At 53.5% G+C, this 16902-nt stretch carries 15 protein-coding genes and 1 pseudogene; 11 read left to right on the top strand and 5 right to left on the bottom strand.

From position 1 onward, the window contains the following. Window positions 1–28 precede the first annotated feature (28 nt). From OGY13_RS12710 to OGY13_RS12685, 6 genes are read left to right on the top strand one after another with little or no spacing between them, the layout of a single operon-like run. Window positions 29–736, top strand: coding sequence for a CoA transferase subunit A (locus tag OGY13_RS12710; RefSeq protein WP_003020020.1), 708 nt, complete (start codon window positions 29–31; stop codon window positions 734–736). A 2-nt stretch (window positions 737–738) separates the two neighbouring features. Next, on the top strand, window positions 739–1395 hold the full coding sequence (locus tag OGY13_RS12705) for a CoA transferase subunit B (RefSeq protein WP_213752254.1): 657 nt from the start codon (window positions 739–741) through the stop codon (window positions 1393–1395). Between the two features lie 10 nt (window positions 1396–1405). Next, window positions 1406–2611 carry an acetyl-CoA C-acetyltransferase gene (locus tag OGY13_RS12700; RefSeq protein ID WP_060682196.1) on the top strand — a complete coding sequence of 402 codons (1206 nt, stop codon included), beginning with the start codon at window positions 1406–1408 and terminating at the stop codon, window positions 2609–2611. Further along, window positions 2601–3524, top strand: a complete 924-nt coding sequence (locus OGY13_RS12695; RefSeq protein WP_286637649.1) for a 3-hydroxyacyl-CoA dehydrogenase family protein — start codon at window positions 2601–2603, stop codon at window positions 3522–3524. The genes OGY13_RS12700 and OGY13_RS12695 overlap by 11 nt, the downstream gene beginning before the upstream one ends. A 37-nt stretch (window positions 3525–3561) precedes the next feature. Continuing rightward, a complete protein-coding gene (locus OGY13_RS12690) occupies window positions 3562–4956 on the top strand; it encodes a GntP family permease (RefSeq protein WP_213752255.1) in 1395 nt (464 codons plus the stop codon). A gap of 11 nt (window positions 4957–4967) precedes the next feature. Further along, window positions 4968–5738 (top strand): 3-hydroxybutyrate dehydrogenase, encoded by a 771-nt coding sequence (locus OGY13_RS12685; protein WP_286637646.1) that lies wholly within the window; start codon window positions 4968–4970, stop codon window positions 5736–5738. A gap of 84 nt (window positions 5739–5822) precedes the next feature. Here the strand turns inward: OGY13_RS12685 and OGY13_RS12680 are convergent, their stop codons facing one another. Further along, on the bottom strand, window positions 5823–6254 hold the full coding sequence (locus tag OGY13_RS12680; protein WP_195994657.1) for an OsmC family protein: 432 nt from the start codon (window positions 6252–6254) through the stop codon (window positions 5823–5825). Window positions 6255–6481: 227 nt separating this feature from the next. On the opposite strand from OGY13_RS12680, the gene sra reads away from it, so the two are divergent. From sra to OGY13_RS12655, 5 genes are all read left to right on the top strand, one after another. Next, window positions 6482–6622: a stationary-phase-induced ribosome-associated protein gene (sra, locus tag OGY13_RS12675; RefSeq protein ID WP_003833009.1), complete on the top strand. Its 141-nt coding sequence runs from the start codon at window positions 6482–6484 to the stop codon at window positions 6620–6622. Between the two features lie 179 nt (window positions 6623–6801). Continuing rightward, window positions 6802–8499, top strand: coding sequence for a malate dehydrogenase (gene maeA, locus OGY13_RS12670; RefSeq protein WP_003833011.1), 1698 nt, complete (start codon window positions 6802–6804; stop codon window positions 8497–8499). 309 nt (window positions 8500–8808) lie between these two features. Continuing rightward, window positions 8809–10524, top strand: coding sequence for an ABC-F family ATP-binding cassette domain-containing protein (locus OGY13_RS12665; RefSeq protein ID WP_213752256.1), 1716 nt, complete (start codon window positions 8809–8811; stop codon window positions 10522–10524). 220 nt (window positions 10525–10744) lie between these two features. Beyond that, the gene (locus OGY13_RS12660) at window positions 10745–11023 is read left to right on the top strand and encodes a type II toxin-antitoxin system RelE/ParE family toxin (RefSeq protein WP_213752257.1); all 279 of its coding nucleotides are present in this window, start codon (window positions 10745–10747) and stop codon (window positions 11021–11023) included. Further along, on the top strand, window positions 11023–11307 hold the full coding sequence (locus OGY13_RS12655) for a HigA family addiction module antitoxin (protein ID WP_003833018.1): 285 nt from the start codon (window positions 11023–11025) through the stop codon (window positions 11305–11307). The genes OGY13_RS12660 and OGY13_RS12655 overlap by 1 nt, the downstream gene beginning before the upstream one ends. 41 nt (window positions 11308–11348) lie before the next feature. Here OGY13_RS12655 and OGY13_RS12650 read toward each other — a convergent pair. The 4 genes and pseudogenes from OGY13_RS12650 to fdnG form a co-directional block, all read right to left on the bottom strand. Next, window positions 11349–11949 (bottom strand): annotated as a pseudogene (locus OGY13_RS12650) (inorganic diphosphatase); the annotation flags it as partial. Between the two features lie 129 nt (window positions 11950–12078). Next, window positions 12079–12735: a formate dehydrogenase-N subunit gamma gene (fdnI, locus tag OGY13_RS12645; protein ID WP_003020054.1), complete on the bottom strand. Its 657-nt coding sequence runs from the start codon at window positions 12733–12735 to the stop codon at window positions 12079–12081. Continuing rightward, window positions 12728–13612, bottom strand: a complete 885-nt coding sequence (gene fdnH / locus OGY13_RS12640; RefSeq protein WP_213752258.1) for a formate dehydrogenase N subunit beta — start codon at window positions 13610–13612, stop codon at window positions 12728–12730. Before fdnH ends, fdnI begins: the two co-directional genes overlap by 8 nt. Window positions 13613–13625: 13 nt before the next feature. After that, the gene (fdnG, locus tag OGY13_RS12635; RefSeq protein ID WP_213752259.1) at window positions 13626–16673 is read right to left on the bottom strand and encodes a formate dehydrogenase-N subunit alpha; all 3048 of its coding nucleotides are present in this window, start codon (window positions 16671–16673) and stop codon (window positions 13626–13628) included. Between the last annotated feature and the right edge of the window lie 229 nt (window positions 16674–16902).

Raw genomic sequence — 16902 nt, 5'->3', positions numbered from 1 at the left:
CGGCAAGGACAACTGGGGAGGCAAGTGTATGGCTGGACTGGATAAACGTGTTGCCACTTATCAAGAGGCGCTGGAAGGACTGACCGACAACATGACGCTGCTGGCAGGTGGTTTTGGTCTATGTGGGATCCCTGAAAACCTGATTACCGAAGTACGCCGTCGGGAGGTTCAGGGACTTACCGTTGTATCAAACAACTGCGGCGTGGATGGCTTTGGCCTTGGCGTGCTGCTGGAAACGCGTCAGGTGCGCAAAGTGGTCGCGTCCTATGTGGGGGAAAACGCCCTGTTTGAGAAACAGGTGCTTAGCGGCGAACTGGAAGCCATCCTGACGCCACAGGGTACGCTGGCAGAGCAGTTGCGCGCGGGCGGCGCGGGGATCCCGGCATTTTTTACCGCGACCGGATATGGAACCCCCGTGGCGGAAGGGAAAGAGGTTCGCGAGTTTGCCGGACGCCCTTACATCCTTGAGCAGGCGATAACCGGTGATTTTGCGTTGGTTAAAGGCTGGAAAGCCGACTGGTACGGCAACGTCATCTATCGCCACACCGCACAGAATTTTAATCCGCTGATGGCCGCCGCCGGGCGCATTACCGTCGTGGAAGTCGAAGAAATTGTCCCTCCTGGAGAACTGGACCCTGCTGCGATTCACACTCCCGGAATTTTCGTTAACCGCATCATTCAGGGGCAGTTTGAAAAACGTATTGAACAACGCACCCTGCGCCAGAAAGGAGCCTGACCATGTTAACGCGTGAACAAATGGCGATGCGAGTCGCCCGCGAGCTGCGAGACGGATATTACGTCAACCTTGGAATCGGCATTCCCACGCTGGTGGCAAATTACATCCCTGATGGCATGGATGTGATGCTGCAATCAGAAAACGGTTTGCTGGGTATGGGCCCGTTTCCCACAGAAGACGAAATTGATGCCGACATGATCAACGCCGGGAAACAGACTGTGACGGCGCGTAAAGGCGCGGCGATTTTCGACTCGGCGCAATCCTTCGCCATGATCCGCGGCGGCCACGTTGATCTGACGGTGCTCGGTGCGTTTGAAGTCGATGTTAACGGCAATATCGCCTCATGGATGATCCCCGGAAAAATGGTGAAAGGCATGGGCGGCGCGATGGATCTGGTTGCCGGAGCCGACAATATCATTGTGGTAATGACCCATGCTTCCAAAAGCGGTGAGTCCAAACTGCTTCCCACCTGCACCCTGCCGCTGACCGGCGTGGCCTGCATCAAACGTGTGCTTACCGACCTGGCTCTGCTGGAAATTACCGACGGTGCGTTCATTCTGCGTGAACGTGCACCGGGCATCAGCGTGGATGAAATTGTCGCCAGAACCGCCGGCAAGCTGATCGTTCCCGAAACTGTCCCCGAAATGCACTTTAGCTGAGGAGCTGACCATGCAGGATGTTGTCATTGTCGCGGCAACGCGCACCCCAATTGGCAGTTTTCATGGCGCGCTGGCACCACTTTCCGCGGTTGAGCTTGGTTCAGTGGTGATCCGTTCGCTGCTGGAAAAAACGGCTGTGGTGCCTGAGCAAATTGATGAGGTGATTTTAGGTCAGGTTCTGACTGCGGGCTGCGGTCAGAATCCGGCCAGACAAACGGCGTTACGGGCAGGACTGCCGGTCACCACGCCCGCGTTAACCATCAACTTGGTGTGTGGTTCGGGTCTGAAGGCGGTGCATCAGGCGGTACAGGCGATTCGCTGTGGCGATGCGCAAATCGTGATTGCCGGGGGCCAGGAGAGCATGAGCAATGCGCCCTATTATCTCGACGGCGCGCGGGCCGGTCTGCGGTTGGGTCATGCCAGTATGAAAGACAGCGTGGTGCATGACGGCCTGTGGGATGCGTTCAACGACTATCACATGGGTATTACTGCCGAAAATCTGGCGGATAAGTTCGTAATCAGTCGTGAGCAGCAGGACGCTTTTGCCCTGCACTCCCAGCAAAAAGCTGCCGCCGCCATTGAAGCGGGTCGTTTTAACGCGGAAATCACGCCGGTCAGCGTCCCACAGGGCAAAAAGCCGCCACGTGTGGTGGACCGTGACGAACAACCTCGCCCGGATACTCAGGCCGACAAGCTGGCGCAACTTAAACCGGCGTTTCGTCCGGGTAACGGCACGGTGACCGCCGGAAATGCATCATCCATCAATGATGGTGCCGCCGCGGTGATGTTGATGAGCGCCGCCAAAGCGGCGGAACTCAATCTGCCAGTGCTTGCCCAGGTGGCGGGCTACGCGGTTTCTGGCGTCGATCCCGCCATTATGGGCATTGGGCCGGTAGAAGCGTCACTCCAGTGCCTGAAGCGTGCTGGCTGGACGCTAAATGACGTGGATCTTATCGAAGCCAACGAAGCCTTTGCTGCGCAAGCGCTGGCGGTTGGCGAATCCCTGAACTGGGACAGCAACCGGGTAAACGTGAACGGCGGTGCGATTGCGCTGGGGCACCCGATTGGCGCATCAGGTTGCCGAATTTTGGTAACACTGCTGCACGAAATGGCTCGCAGCAATGCAGCTAAAGGGCTGGCTACGCTGTGCGTAGGTGGCGGTCAAGGTGTGGCGCTGGCGGTAGAACGTCCGCAGGGGGTAGCTCATGCAAAGTAAGCCTATCTGCATTCTGGGCGCGGGGTTAATGGGTGTCGGCATTGCTACCCACTTCGCCCGTTTTGGTTACGATGTCTGGTTATACGATACCGATAGCAGCCGAATTGCAGAAATAAGCGGAGTTGCTGGCGGTATCCTGGATGAGCTGATTGTCACCGATCAATTTGCAATTGGTGAAAAAGCGACGGTCGTGGCTCGCCTGCACGGCACAACCTCGCTACAGGATATTGCCGCATGCCGGTTACTGATTGAAGCGATCCCGGAGCGGCTCGAACTCAAACACGCACTGTATGCGCAACTGGAAGAGCTGATCGCGCCGGAGGCCGTTATTGCCAGTAATACCAGCGGCCTGCCGCCGGATGCGCTGGCAGAAAAACTCGCCCATCCCGAACGGTTGCTGATCGCCCATTTCTGGCACCCGCCACATTTTATTCCGCTGGTCGAAATTGTACCTGGCACCGCAACGAAGCCGGAATATCTCCATGAATTGCAACAACAACTGATCGCGATGCAACTTGAGGCGGTGGTGCTCGACCGCGCCGCTCCAGGGTTTGTTGGCAATCGACTGCAGTTTGCCCTGCTGCGTGAAGCGCTACATATCGTTAAAAGCGGCATCGCCAGCGCAGAAGTGGTTGATCAGGTGATGCGCGCCTCGCTCGGACGTCGCTATGCAATGGTCGGTCCGCTGGAGGCTGCTGATATGACCGGACTTTCTACGGTGCAGGACATTTGTCGGCATCTGCTTCCGGAACTGGCAACCGGCAGCGACATGATGACGCTGGTCGCTGACAAGGTCGCCAACGGTAATACCGGTGTACGCAGTGGTCAGGATTTTTATCATTGGGATGATTCGCGCAAGGAATACATCCAGCAACGCAGGGAGCATCAGCTGCGATTTGCCCTGAAGCCATAACGTCTCTTTCTGTACCCCAATATAATAATAAGGAGTCATGATGAGTGTATTAATCGCCCTGGCAGCGCTGGGCCTGCTGATGCTGGCAGCCTATCGCGGATACAGCGTCATTCTGTTTGCCCCCATCGCAGCATTAGGTGCTGTATTGCTTACCGAACCCAGCGCCGTCGGCCCTGCCTTCACCGGCCTGTTTATGGAAAAAATGGTCGGTTTTGTGAAGCTGTACTTCCCGGTGTTCTTGCTGGGGGCCGTGTTTGGCAAGTTAATCGAGTTATCTGGATTTTCACGTTCCATTGTTGCCGCCGCTATCAACATCCTCGGTCGTCGTCATGCCATCCCGGTGATTGTGCTGGTATGTGCGTTGTTGACCTACGGCGGCGTATCGCTGTTTGTGGTGGCCTTTGCGGTGTATCCGTTCGCGGCTGAACTGTTCCGTCAGAGCAATATTCCTAAACGCCTGATCCCGGCAACCGTTGCGCTGGGTGCCTTCTCCTTCACCATGGATGCCCTGCCAGGCACACCGCAGATCCAGAACATTATTCCGACCAGTTTCTTCGGTACCAACGCCTGGGCCGCGCCGTGGCTGGGTTTGATAGGTTCCGTATTTATCATCGTTGTTGGTCTGGTTTATCTCGAACGTCAGCGTCGTAAAGCGCAGGCTAAGAATGAGGGTTATGGGACTGAACTGTTAAACGAGCCGGAAACGCCGGATAACATTAATCTGCCGAACCCGCTCATCGCGATCTCTCCGCTGATCCTGGTTGGGGTATTTAACCTGCTGTTTACCCGCTGGATCCCGCAATGGTATGGCGCCACGCATCAACTGGAGCTTCCGGGTCTCGCCAAACCGATTACCACCGAAGTCGGTAAAATCACTGCTATCTGGGCAGTGGAAGCGGCGCTGATTTCTGGGATCCTGCTGGTGGTGCTCTTCGGCTATCGCAACATTAAAGGTCGCCTGGCGGAAGGCAGCAGAACGGCGGTTGGCGGCGCGATCCTCGCGGCGATGAACACCGCGTCAGAGTACGGTTTTGGCGCAGTGATCGCCGCCCTGCCAGGTTTCCTTGTACTGTCAAAAGCACTGGCGGCTATTCCTGACCCGCTGCTCAATGAAGCTATCAGTATCACTACGCTCGCCGGGATCACCGGTTCGGCGTCTGGCGGGATGAGTATTGCCCTTGCCGCCATGTCTGACACCTTTATCGCGGCCGCTCACGCTGCCAATATCCCACTTGAAGTCTTTCACCGCGTGGCGTCTATGGCCAGCGGCGGTATGGACACCCTGCCGCATAACGGCGCAGTCATTACCTTATTAGCTATCACCGGTCTCAGCCACCGTCAGGCGTATGGCGGAATTTTTGCTATTACCGTCATTAAAAGTCTGGCCGTACTGTTTGTCATCGGCGTCTTCTACACCACCGGAATTGTTTAAGGAGAATCATCATGAACTTAACGGGAAAAACCGCCCTGGTTACCGGCTCGACCAGCGGTATCGGATTAGGTATCGCACAGGTGCTGGCGCAAGCAGGCGCCACCCTGATCCTCAACGGGTTTGGTGATGTGGATGCCGCCAAAGACGCTGTTGCCCAATATGGCAAAACGCCAGGCTATCATGGCGCGGATCTGAGCGATGAAGCGCAAATTGCCGACATGATGCGCTATGCCGAGAGCGAATTCGGCGGTGTTGATATACTGGTCAATAACGCGGGGATCCAGCATGTATCCCCGGTGGAAACCTTCCCGGTTGATAAATGGAACGCGATTATCGCTATTAATCTCTCTTCCGTTTTTCACACCACGCGTCTGGCGCTTCCTGGTATGCGCGCGCGAAACTGGGGGCGCATCATTAATATCGCTTCTGTTCACGGCCTGGTGGCTTCAAAAGAGAAATCCGCCTACGTAGCGGCGAAGCACGGCGTGGTGGGATTCACTAAGACCATCGCACTGGAAACCGCGCAGACGGGTGTCACCTGCAATGCGCTGTGTCCCGGTTGGGTGTTCACACCGTTGGTCCAGCAGCAGATCGATAAGCGTATTGCCGAAGGCGCAGAGCCTGAGGCTGCGCGTGACGCCCTGCTATCGGAAAAGCAGCCGTCGCGCGAATTCGTCACGCCGGAACAGTTAGGTGAGCTGGCACTATTTCTGTGTTCAGACGGTGCGGCGCAGGTGCGCGGCGTGGCGTGGAATATGGATGGCGGTTGGGTAGCGCAATAACATCATCAGGTGCCGGATAAGACTGACTTACATCCGGCACAGTCGTAGGCCGGATAAGACGCAGTCGCATCCGGCGCGCCATGATTAAGACTTCAGCTGATAATCCAGCGTAATATCCGCGTTCAGTACCTGCGATACCGGGCATCCGGCTTTTGCTTTCTGGATGATGCCGTCAAACGTGGCGGCGTCTATCCCCGGCACGCTCACCTGGCTATGCAACGCGACTTTAGTGATCGCAAACCCGGCATCTACTTTATCCAGAGAAACATCGGCAGTGGTATCAATGGCATCTGGTGTAAACCCTGCTTCGCCCAGCATCAGCGAAAGTGCCATCGAGAAGCAGGCTGCATGGGCCGCGCCAATCAATTCTTCAGGATTGGTGCCTTTCACACCTTCAAATCGTGTATTAAACCCATACGGTTGCTGATTCAACACGCCACTTTCTGTCGACACAGTGCCTTTGCCGCGCTTAATGTCGCCTTCCCAGTGTGCCTGACCTTTCTTATGGATAGTCATTACCGCTCTCCTGTGTTGTCGTCGGAGTTACTAGTATAGGACGGCTGAGAAAAAGCATGTTACATACGGGATAGTTCTCATTTGCCGCTTAAGCATTGACCTTTCAGATAAAATGACCGACCATCCAGAAAGCCGTTATGTTGAACATCGGCTTTTTATCAGGTTGTATTTCGTCCGTTCTCATACGGGCTCGCCCTTGAAACCAGTAACAGGATTAAGGAGTTAGAATGAAATCGAACCGTCAGGCCCGTCATATTCTCGGACTGGACCACAAAATCTCAAATCAACGTAAAATCGTGACCGAAGGTGACAAAACCAACGTGGTCAATAATCCTACTGGAAGAAAGCGCCGCACTGACGGCAAGTAGCCTTTCGCACGTCTGACTGAGTAACGAGATAAACACCATTGCAACCGCAGTGGTGTTTTTGCTTATAAAACCCCTTAACCCATTCACAATGCTTTATACTTCGCCCGTTTCCCTGGCGGACAGGCCACATACGATCATAAAGAGCGCCAGGGACGGTTATTCAAAAAAGAGTGAGTGACATGGAAAACGAAACCAAAAAACTGCGTTCCCTTTACATCCCCTACGCTGGCCCGGTACTGCTGGAATTCCCTTTACTGAATAAAGGGAGCGCCTTCAGTGTGGAAGAACGCCGTAACTTCAACCTGCTGGGGTTACTGCCGGAAGTGGTCGAGACGATTGAGGAACAGGCTGAACGCGCCTGGATCCAATATCAGGGATTCAAAACCGAAATCGACAAACATATTTACCTGCGCAACATCCAGGACACCAACGAAACCCTGTTTTACCGACTGGTGCATAATCACCTGGATGAGATGATGCCAGTTATCTATACCCCAACGGTCGGCGCGGCCTGTGAGCGTTTCTCTGAGATTTATCGTCGTGCGCGCGGCGTGTTTATCTCATATCAGAACCGCCACAATATGGACGATATCCTGCAAAACGTCCCTAACCACAATATCAAGGTCATCGTTGTCACCGATGGCGAACGTATTTTAGGTCTTGGCGATCAGGGGATCGGCGGGATGGGCATTCCAATCGGTAAACTGTCGCTATATACCGCATGTGGCGGAATTAGCCCGGCCTATACTCTTCCGGTGGTACTGGACGTGGGGACCAACAACCAGCAACTGCTGAACGATCCGCTGTATATGGGCTGGCGCAATCCGCGTATCACTGATGATGAATACTACGAATTCGTTGATGAATTCATCCAGGCCGTGAAGCATCGCTGGCCGGACGTGCTGTTGCAGTTTGAAGATTTCGCCCAGAAAAACGCTATGCCACTGCTGACCCGTTATCGTGATGAAATTTGCTCGTTTAACGACGATATTCAGGGCACCGCGGCGGTTACTGTCGGTACGCTTATTGCGGCTAGCCGCGCGGCCGGTAGCCAGTTGAGCGAACAGAACATCGTCTTCCTCGGTGCGGGTTCCGCCGGTTGCGGGATTGCCGAGCAGATCATTGCGCAGATCCAGCGTGAAGGTTTAAGCGAAGAAGCGGCGCGTCAACGCGTATTCATGGTCGACCGCTTCGGCCTGTTAACAGACAAAATGCCGAACCTGCTCTCCTTCCAGACCAAACTGGTGCAAAAACGCGAAAATCTCCAGCATTGGGATACCCAAGAAGATGTGCTGTCGTTGCTCGATGTGGTCCGCAACGTTAAGCCGGATATCCTGATCGGCGTTTCCGGACAAACCGGCCTGTTTACCGAAGAGATCATCCGCGAAATGCACAAGCATTGTCCGCGTCCGATCGTCATGCCGTTGTCTAACCCCACTTCCCGTGTTGAAGCTACACCACAGGATATTATCGCCTGGACCGAAGGTAACGCGCTGGTTGCGACCGGTAGTCCATTCGCACCGGTACTGTGGAAAGATAAAATTTACCCAATCGCCCAGTGTAACAACGCCTATATCTTCCCGGGTATCGGCCTGGGTGTGATTGCGTCTGGCGCGTCGCGCATCACTGATGAAATGCTGATGTCGGCGAGTGAAACGCTGGCGCAGTATTCACCGCTGGTGCTCAACGGTGAAGGTCTGGTGCTACCGGAACTGAAAGATATTCAGACCGTTTCTCGCGCCATTGCCTTTGCCGTCGGTAAAATGGCTCAGCAGCAAGGTGTGGCAGTGAAAACCTCCGCCGAAGCGCTGCAACAGGCGATTGACGATAATTTCTGGCAGGCAGAATATCGCGACTACCGTCGTACTTCTATTTGACGGTTTGCCCGGCGGCACACTGCTGCCGGGCGTTCAACACTTGCGCTTTTGCGTAACTTACGATTACACTTTCACCACCGATTAACATTCTGAAAAACAAAAGGAGGATACTTATGCTGTACTGTGAACGTTTTATCGTTTCACATGCTTTTGGCGATCGCCAGTGCTCAAGCGTTATCGGTATCGTGCTGCGATAACTTCTGCTTGAGCGAAGCTAACTTCTAAATCCCCTTCTCTCGGGCTTACCGGGTTATCGTCAGCGATGTTTGACGAGGCGTTTTCACGCCTGTAACTCTTGAGTAAGCAACAATGAGCACATTACTAACCGCACAATCCTTACACGTTGATACGGCATTCGGCACGCTATTCGACGATCTTTCCTTTACCCTGAAAAAAGGCGACCGCATCGGGCTTATCGGTTACAACGGCTGCGGCAAAAGCACACTGTTAAAACTGCTCGATGGCACGATCTCGCCCACCAGTGGGGCAATCGCGCAGGCGAATCACTGCCATCTCGCACGTGTAGAACAACATCTACCTGACGATATACTGCCGCTTACGCTGCAGGAAGCCGTTCTCGCTCAACTTCCCGAGCATGAACGCGCAGCTCAGCAGTGGCGGGTTGAAGCACTGCTTGCCGAAATGGGTTTTACGCCAGAGAATTTATCTCTTACAGCGCAAACGTTGAGCGGTGGCCAGCACACGCGCTTGCTATTAGCGCGGGCACTGATGCGTAATCCTGACCTGCTGCTGCTGGATGAACCGGGTAACCACCTGGATTTGCCTACATTACTGTGGCTTGAGCAGTTCTTACAGAACTGGTCTGGCAGTTTTGTGGTGGTCTCCCACGACCCGCAGCTGCTGGACGCGGTGACTCACGGAACCTGGATCTTGCGCGATCGCACCCTGCATGCCTTCGATCTACCCTGTAGCGCGGCGCGTCAGGCTCTGGCAGAAAGAGATGTCAGCGATGCCTTGCGCCATAAGGCTGAGCAAAAAGAGATAGACCGGGTGACTGCCAGCGCCAAACGGCTGGCAACCTGGGGGCGGGTCTACGACAACGAAGATCTCTCCCGCAAGGCCAAGCAGATGGAAAAACAGGTACAGCGCTTGAAAGAGGTGCAAACAGAAGTAACGTCAGGAAGTCAGTGGACACTAACATTGCAGGGTGATGCCCTGCGTGCAGATCGTTTGCTGGAGATGACCAATCTGTCTGTAGCCCCTGCTCCCGGTGCAGATACACTGTTTTCCATTGCCGGTATCCGGTTAAAAAGCGGCGATCGCGTGGCGATTGTCGGGCGTAACGGTTGCGGGAAATCATCGCTGTTAAGGCTTATCTGGCAACAGTTTCAGTCACAGCTGGCATCACCTTCACTGGTGTTACACCCGCGCGTTACCCTGGGTTATTACGACCAGACGCTGCATCAGCTTGCCGATAACGATTCATTGTTTGACGCGCTGGAAGCGTTTGCCCCGCAGCCAGAGATTCGCAAGATGGCGTTGATTAGCGCGGGATTTCCGTGGGTTCGTCATGCGCAGCGAGTCAGCACGTTAAGCGGCGGTGAGCGCTCCCGGTTACTGTTTGTTGGGTTGACGCTTGCGCGCTACAGTCTGCTGATGCTCGATGAACCGACCAACCATCTGGATATGGAAGGCAAAGAGGCGCTGGCAGAAACGCTACAAAGCTATAACGGCGGCGTGTTGCTGGTCAGTCACGACCGGCAGCTTATCAGCCAAAGCTGCAACCGGTTCTGGTTAATCGACAATGGCGAACTCAGTGAATGGCACGATCTGGATGCGGTCAATGCGCGTATTCGGGAAACGTCCGCGGAGATAACCGTTCCCAAAACGGTGGCTGAAGCGAAAACTGAAATAAGCGGTGACAGCGATAGATTGCTGGAACAACTTCTCGATCTTGAGCAGCGTCTGGCCGACGATCTCGCCCGCAAGCCGAAACATCAAAAACCGTTGTTACAGGCGCAATGGCGTAAAGAGATTGAATGTCTGAACGCACAACTGGAGTAATCTTTATTGCCGGATGGCGCAAGCTTATCCGGCCTACATCAGCAAAATGCGCGTGTAGGCCAGCCATCCGGCAATTCTTGCGTGACGCTTTCCAGTTATTCCCCTTCTCCCTTTTTCTTTTTGCACATTCGCCGCACAATTTTAAATATCGCAATCTTGGTGTTGCGTTTAACGGAACATTGATGGTAGTGTTCCTCTTGAAGGAACAAGGATGATACGGATGATCATGAACTTCAGGCACAAGGGATTGCGCGATTTGTTTCTTCATGGACGAACATCAGGCGTTATGGCGAAACATGTCCGACGATTACGACACAGACTTGCCGTTATTGATGCGGCAAGCAAGGTTACAGATATCAATATGCCCGGTTATAAGCTACATCCTCTGGTGGGTGAACGCGACGGCATATGGGCAATTTCTGTTTCAGGTAACTGGCGTATTACGTTTGAATTCGTCAATGGCGACGCGTACATACTGGATTCCGAGGACTATCATTGATGAAGATGGCAAATCATCCCCGTCCTGGGGATATCATTCAGGAAGCGCTGGAAGAACTCAATGTCAGCCTGCGCGAGTTTGCCAGAGCTATGGAGATTGCACCGTCAACGGCAAGTCGACTATTAACCGGGAAAGCGGCTCTGACGCCTGAGATGGCGATTAAACTCTCCGTAGTGATTGGCAGTTCACCCGAAATGTGGTTAAACCTGCAAAATACCTGGAGTCTGGCAGAGGCCCAAAAAAGCGTGGATATTTCACGTCTGCGTAAGCTGGCGGTACAGTGATATAAATGCCGGATATATTTTTGTCATCCGGCATACCATTTATTGCTGCGGTTTTTTCTCTTTCCAGGCATCCCAGGCCTGTTTGATCTCTTGCTTTGCCGTAGCGGCGTCATTGAAACCGTTTAATTCGACCTTCTTGCGCCCTTCCGGCAGATCTTTGTACACGCGGAAGAAAGATTCCAGACGTTGAACTTCAATCTTGGGCAGATCGCTCAACTCTTTGATGTCGTCATAAGTGGGGTCAATTTTACTGGCCGGAACGGCGACAATTTTGTCGTCCTTTTCACCGCCGTCGATCATCTTCAGGACGCCAATAGCGCGCAGCTTAATCAACGTTCCCGGAGCAAGCGGCGCACGGGTATAAAAAATGACGTCCAGCGGGTCACCGTCACCGGCTAAAGACTGGGTGAGTGAACCGTAGTTGGCGGGATAGGCAACCGGCATTGACTGGAAGCGATCGGCAACGATAAAACCGGTTTTGGCGTCGGTTTCATATTTAATCATTCCACCTGCCGGAATTTCGGTTACGGCATAAAACTCTTCCGGGTTGTTCTCCGGCTGAGGAAATTCGAGGATGTTTTGCGCCTGAGCTGAAGCACAAAGAAACACGCTGACTGCGAGTAATTTTTTCACCAGATGCATTGTCTTTTAACTCTTCTATTATCGGAAAGACAACACCTTACGTTCAGCAGATGACAGAAACATGACGTTTTTTTGGCAAAAAAATGGCGCTACTGATGTAGCGCCATTGCGTAGAGGGAACATCAGGGATTAGTTAACCCCCTCCTCGCTCTCTTTTTTCGCTTCTTGTCTTTCAACTTCGCGATACCAACGTGGGTGATGTTTCTTCGCCCAACGACGGCTCACTTTCCCTTCGACCATACCTTTAATCGATCCTTTCACCCAGAACGCCATATACATATGGATGAGGATGGCGTGCATCAGGATAATCCCCGCCGCCGCATGGATCAGCAGGCTATAGCGCACGACCTGCATCGGGAAGAACTGCGCAAAGTACGGACGCCAGATAATGATACCGGTAATCAGCAGCACGAAAATCATGCTCATAATCGACCAGAACATCATTTTCTGTCCGGCGTTGTATTTGCCCACATCCGCCACTTTGTGTTCATTGCCTTTCAGTACTTCCACAATGTTTTTCAGCCACGGAATATCTTTCTTATCCGGGATGTTGTGGTGCACAAAGCGTACAAACATGAACATCAGTGCCACGAAGATCAGTATGCCGAAGAACGGGTGCAAAATGCGTCCCATCTGCGGCGTACCGAAGGTTTGCGTCAGCCATTGCAGAGTCGGGAAGAAAAATGAAATCCCCGACAGCGCTACCAGGAAGAAGCAGATCACCACCGTCCAGTGACAGGCGCGGTCGATAAATTTCGTGCGCACAATCATTTTCGACTTACTCATGATGATTCTCCTCGTCGTCGTCCACTTCCTTATTCGGACCAATACCAATGTAGTGGTAAATCAGTCCGGCGAAGGTGGCGATAAATCCGGCAGCGGCCAGCGGCTTCAGCGCGCCTTTCCACAGATTGATAGAGGTATCTATCTGCGGGTCTTTTGGCAGGCCGTGATACAGTTCAGGCTGGTTGGCATGATGCAGAACGTACATGACGTGCGTGCCGCCCACACCTTCCGGGTTGTAAAGACCGGCATGTTCAAAACCGCGAGCTTTCAGTTTAGCCACACGCTGTTCACCCATTTCCAGCATTTCCTGCTTGGTGCCGAAATGTATTGCCCCGGTCGGACACGTTTTCACGCAGGCAGGTTCCTGCCCGACGCTGACGCGGTCCACACACAGCGTACATTTATACACGCGGTTATCCTCTTTATTGAGGCGCGGAATATTAAATGGACACCCGGCAATACAGTAGCCGCAGCCAATGCAGTGCTCTGACTGGAAATCGACAATCCCGTTGGCATACTGGATGATGGCCCCGGCAGACGGGCACGCCTTCAGGCAGCCCGGATCTTCACAGTGCATACAACCGTCTTTACGAATCAACCACTCCAGCTTGCCGTTCTGTTCGGTTTCGGTAAATCGCATCACCGTCCAGGACTTGGCGCTGAGATCGGCGGGGTTGTCATAAACCCCGACGCAGTGGCCGACTTCATCGCGGATATCGTTCCACTCTGAACATGCCACCTGACAGGCCTTACAGCCTATGCAGGTGGAAACGTCGATCAGCTTCGCGACCTCTGCTTTGTAATCACGAGCCTGAGGTGGCGGCGTGATGGAGTTTGTTGCGGACCGTTTGATGATGTCCTGCGTTTCCATAGACATATGTTCGCCTCCCTTACGCCTTCTCGATGTTAACTAAAAACGCTTTGTATTCCGGCGTTTGCGAGTTTGCATCACCGACATTCGGCGTCAGGGTGTTGGCGATAAAGCCTTTACGCGCGACTCCTTCAAAGCCCCAGTGGATTGGGATCCCAACCGTTTCTACCTGCTGACCGTTGACGTTCAGGGTACGCAGACGACGAGTGACCACGGCAACTGCGCGAATAAATCCACGTTTGCTGCTGACTTTCACGTGATCGCCGTTGTTGATCCCCTTCGCTGCCGCCAGCGTTTCGCTGATTTCCACAAACTGCTCTGGCTGGGCAATCGCATTCAACAATGCGTGCTTGGTCCAGGTATGGAAATGTTCGGTCAGACGATAGGTCGTCCCGACGAACGGGAAGTCCTGTTTCGTGCCCATACGAAGTTTATCCGCCTCGTACAGACGCGCTGCCGGGTTGGAGATCACATTCGGGTGCAGCGGGTTAGTGCCCAGCGGCGTTTCCATCGGCTCGTAGTGTTCCGGAAACGGACCTTCCGCCATCTTATCGATAGCAAACAGACGCCCCAGCCCTTCCGGCTGCATGATAAACGGATTGGTGCCACTGCCCGGTGCCGCGGTATTGAAGTCCGGGATATCGTTCCCCGTCCACTTCGTACCGTTCCACTGGATAAGCATACGTTTTGGATCCCACGGTTTACCCTGCGGATCCGCCGAAGCGCGGTTATACAGCACGCGACGGTTTAGCGGCCATGCCCAGGCCCAGCCCAGCGTATTACCGAGACCTGACGGGTCGGCGTTATCGCGATTGGCCATCTGGTTGCCCTGCTCGGTCCAGCTACCGGTATAAATCCAGCAGGATGATGACGTAGAACCATCATCGCGCAGCAGCGCAAAGCTGTTGAGCAACTGACCTTTCTTCGCAACCAGCACGCCGTTGGCATCATAGAGATCTTCCAGCGCATAGCCGTTGTTCTCTTTCGCCACTTCTTCGGAGTGCGGTTCGTCCGGCTGCTTATAGTTCCAGCTCATTTTCAGAACGGGTTCTACAGCTTTACCGCCTTCAGTGCGATACATGTCGCGCAGACGGTGGTAAATACCGGCAAGGATTTCGCCGTCGTTGCGGGCTTCGCCAGGGGCATCCTGACCTTTCCAGTGCCACTGCAGCCAGCGGCCGGAGTTGGCGATGGAACCGTCTTCTTCTGCAAAGCAGGTAGAAGGCAAACGGAAAACTTCGGTCTGAATCGACGCCGGGTCAACGTCGTTTGATTCACCGTGGTTCTGCCAGAACGTTGAGGTTTCGGTCACCAGCGGATCGATAACCACCAGATACTTCAGTTTGCTGAGGCTCTGCACCACTTTGTTTTTGTCCGGGAAGGACGCAACAGGGTTAAAGCCCTGACAGATGTAGCCGGTGACTTTCCCGCTATCCATCATGTTGAAGTATTTAATGACGTCGTAGGACTGATCCCACTTCGGCAGCCACTCAAAGCCCCAGTCATTTTCTTTCTGCGCTGCATTGCCGTAGAAAGATTTCATCAGGCTGACGAAGAACTTCGGATAGTTGCCCCAGTAGTTAACCTGATCGGCCAATGTCGCTTTTGGCGTGTTTGCGGCCAGATAGGTTTGCAGGTCTGTCTGTTTCTCTGACGGCAGCGTCAGGTAGCCCGGCAGGCTGGTAGAGAGCAGACCTAAGTCGGTTAACCCTTGAATGTTGGAGTGGCCGCGCAAGGCGTTGACACCGCCACCTGCCATCCCCATGTTGCCGAGCAGCAACTGGATCATCGCCATGGTGCGGATGTTCTGTGCCCCGACGGTATGCTGAGTCCAACCCAGCGCGTACAGGAACGTGGTGGTGCGATCGGCTGCACTGGTGGAAGCCAGCACTTCGCAGACTTTCAGGAAGTCTTCTTTCGGCGTACCACAAATGTTTTCCACCACATCCGGCGTGTAGCGGGAAACGTGCTGTTTTAGCAGGTTCCAGACACAGCGAGGATGGCTTAACGTTTCATCGCGTTTCGCGTAGCCGTTTTCATCGAACTGGTAGTTCCAGGACGATTTATCGTATTGGCGTTTTTTCGCGTCATACCCGCTGAACAGACCGTCTTCAAAAGCATAGTCATCCCGCACCAGCAGGCTGGCGTTGGTGTAATGCTTAACGTATTCAGCGTTAATTTTTTTGTTTTCAATCAGGTACAGCAAGACGCCGGACAGGAACGTAATGTCCGTGCCGGAACGAATTGGCGCATAGATATCCGCCACCGAAGCTGTACGTGTAAAACGAGGGTCAACAACAATCAGCGTGGCATCATTGTTGTTTTTAGCTTCCATCGCCCAGCGGAATCCCACCGGATGTGCTTCAGCGGCGTTACCGCCCATCACCATCACGACGTTAGCGTTTTTAATATCAACCCAGTGGTTGGTCATCGCACCGCGACCAAATGTTGGAGCAAGACTTGCTACCGTTGGTCCGTGTCAGACGCGCGCCTGGTTGTCTACTGCCAGCATGCCGAGTGAGCGCACAAATTTTTGCGTCAGCATACCGGTTTCATTACTTGCCGCAGATGCACACAGCATCCCGGTTGAAAGCCAGCGGTTTACCGTTACGCCCTGCTCATTCTTCTCAATAAAGTTGGCGTCACGGTCAGTTTTCATCAGCTTCGCGATACGGGTGAATGCTTCATCCCAGCTGATACGCTGCCATTTGTCGGAACCTGGTGCACGGTATTCCGGGTAACGCAGACGGTTTTCACTGTGCACGTAATCCAGTAATCCTGCGCCCTTAGGACATAATGCCCCACGGCTCACCGGATGATCCGGATCCCCTTCAATATGGTAAATCGACTCTTTGGCGTTTTTTGCTCCATCTCCCAGGCTATACATTAATAGCCCGCAACCTACGGAACAGTATGTGCAGGTGTTTCGGATCTCTTTGGCGCGTAAAAGCTTATAGTTTCGCGCCTGAGCCAGTGCCATTTTGGGTGCAAAACCCAGAGCAGCTACTGTTGTTCCCGCCATACCGCCCGCGCAGATTTTAAAAAATTGTCTGCGGCTGACGTCCATTGCTTTCCTCTTTTTTGCAGGGATTCGTACAGGACATCTCTCAAATCGCGCCGGCGAGGCATAATTGAAAAATGACATGTACAACTTCGCGACGAAACTATCAGCTATATCCATATTTTTTTTGCGTCAAATCAATAACGAAACGGTTCCGCTACTAAATAGTGCACTTTGTTTAACCTTTGTACCCATAAGGGGGTAGGTAAAAGGTAATTAGTTAGCGCGCTACGGT

This window comes from Citrobacter sp. Cpo045 (assembly GCF_030332875.1).
GTDB lineage: Bacteria > Pseudomonadota > Gammaproteobacteria > Enterobacterales > Enterobacteriaceae > Citrobacter > Citrobacter portucalensis.
This window is presented reverse-complemented; position numbering and strand designations above follow the sequence as displayed.

Coding starts and splice junctions, on each gene's coding strand:
- OGY13_RS12705 (WP_213752254.1), top strand. CDS start 739: ATGTTAACGCGTGAACAAATGGCGATGCGAGTCGCCCGCGAGCTGCGA.
- sra (WP_003833009.1), top strand. CDS start 6,482: ATGAAATCGAACCGTCAGGCCCGTCATATTCTCGGACTGGACCACAAA.
- maeA (WP_003833011.1), top strand. CDS start 6,802: ATGGAAAACGAAACCAAAAAACTGCGTTCCCTTTACATCCCCTACGCT.
- OGY13_RS12690 (WP_213752255.1), top strand. CDS start 3,562: ATGATGAGTGTATTAATCGCCCTGGCAGCGCTGGGCCTGCTGATGCTG.
- OGY13_RS12700 (WP_060682196.1), top strand. CDS start 1,406: ATGCAGGATGTTGTCATTGTCGCGGCAACGCGCACCCCAATTGGCAGT.
- OGY13_RS12665 (WP_213752256.1), top strand. CDS start 8,809: ATGAGCACATTACTAACCGCACAATCCTTACACGTTGATACGGCATTC.
- fdnI (WP_003020054.1), bottom strand. CDS start 12,735: ATGAGTAAGTCGAAAATGATTGTGCGCACGAAATTTATCGACCGCGCC.
- OGY13_RS12655 (WP_003833018.1), top strand. CDS start 11,023: ATGAAGATGGCAAATCATCCCCGTCCTGGGGATATCATTCAGGAAGCG.
- OGY13_RS12685 (WP_286637646.1), top strand. CDS start 4,968: ATGAACTTAACGGGAAAAACCGCCCTGGTTACCGGCTCGACCAGCGGT.
- fdnH (WP_213752258.1), bottom strand. CDS start 13,612: ATGTCTATGGAAACGCAGGACATCATCAAACGGTCCGCAACAAACTCC.
- OGY13_RS12710 (WP_003020020.1), top strand. CDS start 29: ATGGCTGGACTGGATAAACGTGTTGCCACTTATCAAGAGGCGCTGGAA.
- OGY13_RS12695 (WP_286637649.1), top strand. CDS start 2,601: ATGCAAAGTAAGCCTATCTGCATTCTGGGCGCGGGGTTAATGGGTGTC.
- OGY13_RS12660 (WP_213752257.1), top strand. CDS start 10,745: ATGATCATGAACTTCAGGCACAAGGGATTGCGCGATTTGTTTCTTCAT.
- OGY13_RS12680 (WP_195994657.1), bottom strand. CDS start 6,254: ATGACTATCCATAAGAAAGGTCAGGCACACTGGGAAGGCGACATTAAG.